We start from the raw sequence: 1,965 nt of genomic DNA on the forward strand, positions 1-1,965 counted from the left end.
GTATGGGTGTCTGGTCGTTGTTTGAGAACTGCACAGTGGACGCGAGCATCTGTGGCCAAGTTTTTAAGGGCGCACGGTGGATGCCTTGGCACCAGGAACCGATGAAGGACGTGGGAGGCCGCGATAGGCCCCGGGGAGCTGTCAACCGAGCTTTGATCCGGGGGTGTCCGAATGGGGAAACCCGGCAGTCGTCATGGGCTGTCACCCATACCTGAACACATAGGGTATGTGGAGGGAACGCGGGGAAGTGAAACATCTCAGTACCCGCAGGAAGAGAAAACAACCGTGATTCCGGGAGTAGTGGCGAGCGAAACCGGATGAGGCTAAACCTGATACGTGTGAGACCCGGCAGGGGTTGCGTATGAGGGGTCGTGGGAAAGTTCTTCAGTCGTCTGCCGGCGGCTGGGTGAGTCAGAAACCGTATGGATAGTCGAAGGACATGCGAAAGGTCCGGCGTAGAGGGTAAGACCCCCGTAGACGAAATCTGTGCGGCTCACTTGAGCTTCTCCCAAGTAGCACGGAGCCCGAGAAATTCCGTGTGAATCTGGCGGGACCACCCGCTAAGCCTAAATATTCCCTGGTGACCGATAGCGGATAGTACCGTGAGGGAATGGTGAAAAGTACCGCGGGAGCGGAGTGAAATAGTACCTGAAACCGTGTGCCTACAAGCCGTGGGGGCAGTCTTCGGACTGTGACTGCGTGCCTTTTGAAGAATGAGCCTGCGAGTTTGCGGTGTGTAGCGAGGTTAACCCGTGTGGGGTAGCCGTAGCGAAAGCGAGTCCGAATAGGGCGTTTGAGTTGCATGCCCAAGACCCGAAGCGGAGTGATCTAGCCATGGGCAGGTTGAAGCGCGGGTAAGACCGTGTGGAGGACCGAACCCACCAGGGTTGAAAACCTGGGGGATGACCTGTGGTTAGGGGTGAAAGGCCAATCAAACTCCGTGATAGCTGGTTCTCCCCGAAATGCATTTAGGTGCAGCGTCGTGTGTTTCTTGCCGGAGGTAGAGCACTGGATAGGCGATGGGCCTCACCGGGTTACTGACCTTAGCCAAACTCCGAATGCCGGTAAGTGAGAGCACGGCAGTGAGACTGTGGGGGATAAGCTCCATGGTCGAGAGGGAAACAGCCCAGAACACCGACTAAGGTCCCTAAGCGTGTGCTAAGTGGGAAAGGATGTGGAGTCGCAGAGACAACCAGGAGGTTGGCTTAGAAGCAGCCACCCTTGAAAGAGTGCGTAATAGCTCACTGGTCAAGTGATTCCGCGCCGACAATGTAGCGGGGCTCAAGTACACCACCGAAGTCGTGTCATTCACAGAATACGCCCAACGGCGCTGTGGATGGGTAGGGGAGCGTCGTGTGCCGGGTGAAGCAGCGGAGGAATCCAGTTGTGGACGGTTCACGAGTGAGAATGCAGGCATGAGTAGCGATACAAGAGTGGGAAACTCTTGCGCCGATTGACCAAGGGTTCCTGGGTCAAGCTGATCTGCCCAGGGTAAGTCGGGACCTAAGGCGAGGCCGACAGGCGTAGTCGATGGACAACGGGTTGATATTCCCGTACCCGCTTTGAAGCGCCAACGTCGAACCAGGTGATGCTAAGGCCGTGAAGCCGGCCCGGAGTCTTCGGACGAAGGGACGTGGTGGAGCCGCCGGTCCAAGCCTGTAGTAGGTGAGCGATGGGGTGACGCAGGAAGGTAGTCCAGCCCGGGCGGTGGTTGTCCCGGGGTAAGGGTGTAGGGCGTTGTGTAGGCAAATCCGCACAACATGAGCCTGAGACCTGATGCCGAGCCGATTGTGGTGAAGTGGATGATCCTATGCTGTCGAGAAAAGCCTCTAGCGAGTTTCATGGCGGCCCGTACCCCAAACCGACTCAGGTGGTCAGGTAGAGAATACCGAGGCGTTCGGGTGAACTGTGGTTAAGGAACTCGGCAAAATGCCCCCGTAACTTCGGGAGAAGGGGGGCCACACC

1 rRNA gene (running past one end of the window) is annotated in these 1,965 nt (G+C 57.4%); it reads left to right on the forward strand.

Annotated features, from left to right (window positions below):
- Positions 1–53 precede the first annotated feature (53 nt).
- Positions 54–1,965: ribosomal RNA gene (locus tag ACFV0G_RS35110) — 23S ribosomal RNA — on the forward strand (it continues 1,202 nt past the right edge of the window).

The organism is Kitasatospora sp. NPDC059571, from assembly GCF_042735675.1.
Lineage (GTDB): Bacteria > Actinomycetota > Actinomycetes > Streptomycetales > Streptomycetaceae > Kitasatospora.